The sequence below is a fragment of the Frankia nepalensis genome (genome assembly GCF_016786325.1).
In the GTDB taxonomy this organism is placed as follows: domain Bacteria; phylum Actinomycetota; class Actinomycetes; order Frankiales; family Frankiaceae; genus Pseudofrankia; species Pseudofrankia nepalensis.
On sequence record NZ_JADWYU010000141.1, the window covers coordinates 9,453 to 15,498 of the forward strand.

At 71.9% G+C, this 6,046-nt stretch carries 5 protein-coding genes; 1 reads left to right on the plus strand and 4 read right to left on the minus strand.

What is annotated here, in order from left to right:
• Positions 1 to 211: 211 nt before the first annotated feature.
• Positions 212 to 1,474, plus strand: coding sequence for an LLM class flavin-dependent oxidoreductase (locus I6A81_RS20820; RefSeq protein ID WP_203000019.1), 1,263 nt, complete (start codon positions 212 to 214; stop codon positions 1,472 to 1,474).
• Positions 1,475 to 1,775: 301 nt separating this feature from the next.
• Here I6A81_RS20820 and I6A81_RS20825 read toward each other — a convergent pair whose 3' ends face one another.
• From I6A81_RS20825 to I6A81_RS20840, 4 genes are all read right to left on the minus strand, one after another.
• Positions 1,776 to 2,684 carry a glutathione S-transferase C-terminal domain-containing protein gene (locus I6A81_RS20825; RefSeq protein ID WP_203000018.1) on the minus strand — a complete coding sequence of 303 codons (909 nt, stop codon included), beginning with the start codon at positions 2,682 to 2,684 and terminating at the stop codon, positions 1,776 to 1,778.
• A gap of 204 nt (positions 2,685 to 2,888) precedes the next feature.
• Positions 2,889 to 3,665 carry an SDR family NAD(P)-dependent oxidoreductase gene (locus I6A81_RS20830; RefSeq protein WP_203000017.1) on the minus strand — a complete coding sequence of 259 codons (777 nt, stop codon included), beginning with the start codon at positions 3,663 to 3,665 and terminating at the stop codon, positions 2,889 to 2,891.
• Between the two features lie 605 nt (positions 3,666 to 4,270).
• Positions 4,271 to 4,960 carry an SMI1/KNR4 family protein gene (locus I6A81_RS20835; protein WP_407661343.1) on the minus strand — a complete coding sequence of 230 codons (690 nt, stop codon included), beginning with the start codon at positions 4,958 to 4,960 and terminating at the stop codon, positions 4,271 to 4,273.
• 59 nt (positions 4,961 to 5,019) lie between these two features.
• Complete coding sequence (locus I6A81_RS20840) at positions 5,020 to 5,547, minus strand: hypothetical protein (protein WP_203000015.1); 528 nt, start codon at positions 5,545 to 5,547, stop codon at positions 5,020 to 5,022.
• Positions 5,548 to 6,046: the final 499 nt, after the last annotated feature.

The window sequence follows — 6,046 nt, forward strand, 5'->3', positions numbered from 1 at the left end:
CGGCAGGTAATCCCCAGGTCGGCGGGCCGGATGGATCGGGCTTGACCACGGAGGCTGAAACGTCACCACGAGCGCGCTGTGGGTGCGGGGTCGCCGGCAGGTAATCCCCAGGTCGGCGGGCCGGATGGATCGGGCTTGACCACGGAGGCTGAAACGTCACCACGAGCGCGCCGTGAGGGATCGAGCAGGGCGCAACCACAGGAGGTATCGCATGTCCGACGTCCCGCTTTCCGTCCTCGACCTCATCCCGGTCAGCGCCGGCGCTACGCACGCCGAGGCGCTGCGGAACTCGGTCGACCTGGCGCGGCAGGCCGAGGCCTTCGGCTATGGGCGCTACTGGTTCGCCGAGCATCACCTCGCCAGCGGCGTGATCGGCGCCTCGACGGCGGTCGCCATCGCGTTGGCGGGTGGCGCGACGAGGACGATCCGGCTCGGCTCGGCCGGGGTCCAGATCGGTCACCGCACCCCGCTGTCCGTCGTCGAGGAGTGCGGGCTGCTGAACGCGGCCTTCCCCGGCCGGCTTGACCTGGGCATCGGCCGGTCGCTGAGCCGGCCCGAGCCGAAGGGAGACGACGGGCCGGCGCCCACCGCCGCGCCGTCGCTGTCCGCCGTGCCGCCGTCATCCGCCGTCCCGACGCCTCTGGTGGGAGCGTCGGCGCCAACGGGAGCGGCGCTCGCCACCTCCGGCGCCGCGGCGAGCTATGTGGCCTCGTCCGGCGGCGGCAGCCACGCCGCCGACGAGTACACCGCGGACGGCCTGCTGCTGCCGAAGCGGTTCGACATCAGCAAGCTGCTCGCCTCCGACCTGCTCGGACTCATGGTGTCGCTGCTGCAGCAGCCCGGCGCGTACGCCCCGGGCTACGCCGAGCAGATCGACGACGTGCTCGCCTTTCTCGCGGGGACCTACCGCACACCGGCCGGTCTGCCGGCGCACGCGTCCCCGGGCGAGGGCGCCGACGTCGAGGTCTGGATCCTGGGCGCGTCCGGCGGCGTGAGCGCGACGGTCGCCGGTGAGCGCGGGCTGCCGTTCGCCGCCTCCTACCATCACAGCCCGAGCACGGTGCTCGACGCGGTCCAGGCCTACCGGGCCGCGTTCCGCCCGTCCGCGCGGCTCGACCGGCCGCTGGTCGCGGTCTCGGCCGACGTCGTCGTCGCCGAGAACGACGTGACCGCCGCGCACCTGGCGGCGGGCTACGGCGAGTGGGTGCTCAGCATCCGCGCGGGTACGGGCGCGATCCCGTTCCCCACCCCCGAGGACGCGCTCGCCCGGGTCTGGACCGACGAGGAACGAGCGCTGGTCGCCGACCGGGTGCGCACCCAGCTGGTCGGCTCGCCGCGCACCGTCGTCGACCGGCTGGAGCAGCTGCGGGCGGCGACCGGCGCCGACGAGCTCGCCATCACCACGATCACCCACCAGCACGCCGACCGCGTGCGGTCCTACCAGTTGCTCGCCGAGGAATGGGGCCGCCGCTGACCTGCCCCGACGGCCGGCCGCCCGCCGGGGCACGTCGCGGGTGGCCCCGCGGCGCCGGGCTGGCCCGCCACGCGGGGCTGGCTGTCGGTGCCGGCCGGGCGTCGGTGCCGGCGACGGTCGTGTACCGCCCGACCAGCGGCGACGCCGAGGCACCAGGATGACCACGACCGGGAACTGCCCGAAGCGGTGTGCCAGGCGCGCCGCGCCGGCCTGACGGGGCTGTGCCGTCCCTGTATCCGAGCCGTCCCTGCATCCGAGGCAAGCGCGGTCGGCACGCGGCGCGGGCGCGGGAGCTTGGCGGTTACGTGACCGGGGCGGCGCGCCAGCCCGGGAGGACGGCCGCGGGGTCGGTGAACGTGGTGAAGTCGGTCGTCTCCTGGAAGGCGCGCAGCCGGTAGAGGCGGCGGGCGTAGGCCCACAGGTTCGGGTAGTCGGACAGCGGTGGGAGGCGGTCCAGGTCGTGGGCGCGGCCGCGGTAGCGGACCAGGGAGACCCACAGCCGGAGGTCGGCCTCGGTGAGCTGGCCGCCGACCAGGAAGCGAGCGTCGGCCAGGTGGCCGTCGAGCCGGGCGAACGCGTCGAGCAGCGCGGCGCGGACCTCCTCGTCGTGGGCGGCCCGGTGGACGCCGCGGTTCACCTCGGGGCCGATCCAGACGTCGAGCTCGTCGATCTCGGCACGCAGGTGCTCGGGATAGGTGGCGGCGCCGGTGGACCACTGGCCGAACTGGGTGGCCAGGTCGATCCCCATGGAGACGTAGTCGTTGGACAGGACCCGACCGGTCTCACGGTCCCACAGCGTCGGCACGGAGACGTGGCCGTCGAACCCGGGCTCGGTCACCTCGTAGGCCTCGCGTAGCAGCGCGAACCCGTTCACCGGATCCGGGCCGTTGGCCTCGCGGAACGCCCAGCCGCGGGCGTCACGGCTGTTGTCGACATAGGAGACGCTGACGACGTCCTCCAGCCCGTTCAGCGCGATCTGCAGGGTGACCCGGTGCGCCCACGGGCAGAACCAGCCGGAGTAGATGTGGTACCGCCCCGGCTCGGCCCGGTGGCCGCTCGACCCATCCGCGGTGATCCGCCCGGTGAACCGGTACAGCGGCCGGGTGTCCCCGGGATCCCGCCTGATCGTGTACGCGCCGTAGGTCTGGACGTCGGTGGGGCTTGCGTACACCGGCGTGGTGGTCTGGGAGACGTCCGTGACCTGGGGCATGAGCTCCCTCTCCTGGCCGCTGTTGGCGAAGGCTCGTACTGGTCGTGGGCTCTTCCTCCTCAAGCGTCTCCGACTGTCGTCTATTCCGGTCGGACAGATGAAGAATGTGCCGCGACCGGCCGGCGGTAAGCGGCGGCGGTCGGGACGCTTCCCGTGGATCATGCTCCGCGGTCCGGTGGACCGTCGGGATCCATGGGAAGCGTGTCAGCGCATGGGTTCGCCGTCGTAGGTCGGCGGGAGCAGGAAGCCGTTGCTCGCGGTGAGACCGCCGTCGCTGGGGATCACCGCTCCGGTGATGTACGACGACTCGGGCGAGGCGAGGAAGTAGATCACCTTGGCCTGCTCGCGGGGGTCGCCCCAGCGGCCGAGCGGGATCCGCCGGGTGATCGAGGCGTGCAGCGCCGGGTCGGCGCGCACGGCCGCGGTGCGCGGGGTGATGGTCATGCCCGGCGCGATCGCGTTGATCCGGATGCCTTGGTATCCGTAGTCGAGGGCGGCGGAGCGTACGAGGTTGATCGCCGCGGCCTTGGTGGTGTTGTAGGCCCAGGTGTAGGGGTCGCCGCGCAGCCCGGCCCCGGAGGCCGTCACGACGATCGCGCCGCCGCCGGCGGCCCGCAGCGCGGGGGCCGCCGCCCGGATCCCGAGCGCGGCGCCGCGCACGTTGACGGCGTGGATGCGGTCGAGCTGCTCGATCGCGCCCGGCGCCTCGATCGGTGGGGCGCCGCCGATGCCCGCGTTGAGCACGGACGCCGCCAGCTGGCCGAACGTGTCGAGGGCGAGCCGTACCGCCGCGACGTTCGTCTCCTCCGTCGAGACGTCGCCGACCAGCGTCACGACGTTCGTGATGGTCTCCAGCTCGGTGAGCCGCGCGGCATCGGGGTCGACGGCGACCACGCCGTAGCCGCGCTCGGCGAACAGTTCCACGGTTGCCCGTCCGATGCCGGCGGCCGCGCCGGTCACGACCACCGCCGGCGTCGTCATGTCCGCTCCTTCGCCCCCGTGGCCGTCACCGATGGCTTCAGGTGAGTTGTTCATTTGTCCGATCGTTATACTGGAAAATCTCGGCCGGTGCCTGCCCCATCCTCAATGATCGCGTTGTCCGCGCCCTCGTCGCCGGGTGCCGCTGGGTCTGGTGCCACCTCGGCGAACGTTCGCCCCGCCGGCCGCACGCGTAGAACCAAGATCAGCCAGACGTGGTGCACGGCCCAGAGGGCGCGCGGTAAGCACTACAAACTGACGCCAACAACAGACAGCCACAGCACGCCAACCTGATGACAGCCGACGGGACGCCCGCTGAGGACTGTGTCCTCATGGCTGGGGCGAGCGTGTCTCCTTCGGAGGGCCGGCGGGCTTGTCCCCTACCGTCGGGTTCTCGGCCGTGCAAGATCCGCCGTCGTCGCCTTCACCGCTCGTGGGCCGTGCGGGTCTTGCACGGTCGGGGTTCCGGCGGTAGCCCTCGGGCGCCGGCTCTGCGGAGGGGACACGCGGACGTTCGCGCTCTTCCCCTCCTTTGGAAGCTGGCCGGGGTCCAGGGGCAGAGCCCCTGGGTCTTATCACCGCCGCATTGCACATGCCGAAGCCCTGTGTCAGGCGTCGAGGCCGGCGGGTAGTTGGGCTGCCGCGCGGTCCAACCACCGCCGATACCACTGGGCGAAGCCCAGCGGTCGCCCGGCATCGCCGAGTAGCGGCGCGAACCCGGCGTCGTCGGCGGTGTTGTCCGCCCACATCTGTCCTCTCGCGGGGCCGCTGACCACGAGCGCCTCCCGCAGCGCGCAACCGAGATGGCACAGGTACAGCAGCCCGACCGAATGCTCAGGACGAAACACGACGGCATCGTGCTGCTCAAAGTAGGCCTCCGCAGCCTCGAAGAACGCCTCCTCCGAGTCGTAATCATCCTCGTCAGGCGGCTCGGGCAGCCCCTCGGCTGGGTTGAACGCCTCCACATGTGGGAAGGGCTGGGCAAGCGTGTCCAAGCCGGTCAGCGTGGCGCCGTCGCCCTCCCACCGCCATCGCCCTTCCACGCGCCGGAGTGGGAACAGGCCGTAGGCGGGCCCGGCCCCGCCCCGTCCCGCTTCCAGCAGAAATGAGCGGTATTCGCTCGGCAACTCCACCCGCACCTGCGCCTCGACTTCGGCCAGTTCGGCGGCGGTGAGAGGCGGTTCCAGCAGCCACTGGTGACCGCTGGCGCCGAAGATCTTCTCGGCGCTCGGCTCGGCGGCCAGCCGGGCGAGCAAGTCACGCACATCTGACCAGTCAGTACGTATCACGGCGTGCATGCTACGAGGTAGCTCGAAAAGCGAGCGGTCGCGCGGGTCCGCGGCCGGAGCGCGGGGAGTCACGGGGCTGGGGGCGTAGGCATGATAGGGGGCGGTTTGGGTCCGCGCTCGGGGGGTGGCGGGGGGTCCATGCCTTTCGTGGTCTCGGGGCTGAGGCCGTAGTACCACGGCGTGGAATCGTCGGCGACACCACCGTGTGGAATCGTCGTCGGCGGGGGGCTGCCGTCGCCGTGCTGGCCGGTACTTCCGCCGCCGAGCTGGATCTCGTGCTGGCCGATGACCGTCACGCCGTCCTGCTCGTAGACCGGGACGAACACACGCTCTCCGGCTGCGATCATCGCGGCTACTTTCGCGTTCCAGGCGAGAGCGTCGGCGGGGTTTCTCACCACGGATGCGCCGGTCGCGATGTCGAGTTCGGTCCGCCGCACGTAGCCCACGGTCCATTCGGTGGTCCATGCGCTGATGAGGTCGGGCTCGTCGCCGGGGAACTGGCCGTCAAGGGCCGACCCGTAGGTCTCACCGGCGGCGTTGGTCGGCCAGTGCGGCACAGGGCCCGCAGGAGCCTGCCCGACGGGAACGGCGGCCATTGGGGGTTCCGACTCACCTGTGGTCATACGATCACTATCGGCCCCGCGGCAGGCGGTGCAAAGAGTCCCTTCGGCCGCGGTCGTAGGCCGCTCGCGACGCGCATGAGGAAGCCGGTCGAAGGTGCGCCGGCTGAGGTCGGACGACAGTCGGCCCCTCGGAGTAGCGACGGGCCGACGCTCCGACGGGCGCGGGTGGGGTGGCAGGCCGACACGCCCGGGGTGCCGAGCGAAGCGAGGCGGGGCCCCGGGGCGTGGCGGGCTGACGGGGTCCCGCCCGTGCATGGCGCGTGCGGCGGCACGGCGCGCGCCCCGACGGGGCGCCTTGAAACCTCACAGAATTTCCGCGATGGCGATCTTCGGGTACTTTGTTCCTACCCTGCCCCACTGTCAGGCCCCGATGTGGGCGTCACACCCGGGCCTATACAGCTGCTTCAAGTGACGGTCAGCGCGAGATCGGATGGAAGATGGGAACCCAGCCCGATCCCGGCGGTGGGCCGGA

Coding starts and splice junctions, on each gene's coding strand:
- I6A81_RS20820 (WP_203000019.1), top strand. CDS start 212: ATGTCCGACGTCCCGCTTTCCGTCCTCGACCTCATCCCGGTCAGCGCC.
- I6A81_RS20825 (WP_203000018.1), bottom strand. CDS start 2,684: ATGCCCCAGGTCACGGACGTCTCCCAGACCACCACGCCGGTGTACGCA.
- I6A81_RS20830 (WP_203000017.1), bottom strand. CDS start 3,665: ATGACGACGCCGGCGGTGGTCGTGACCGGCGCGGCCGCCGGCATCGGA.
- I6A81_RS20835 (WP_407661343.1), bottom strand. CDS start 4,960: ATGCACGCCGTGATACGTACTGACTGGTCAGATGTGCGTGACTTGCTC.
- I6A81_RS20840 (WP_203000015.1), bottom strand. CDS start 5,547: ATGGCCGCCGTTCCCGTCGGGCAGGCTCCTGCGGGCCCTGTGCCGCAC.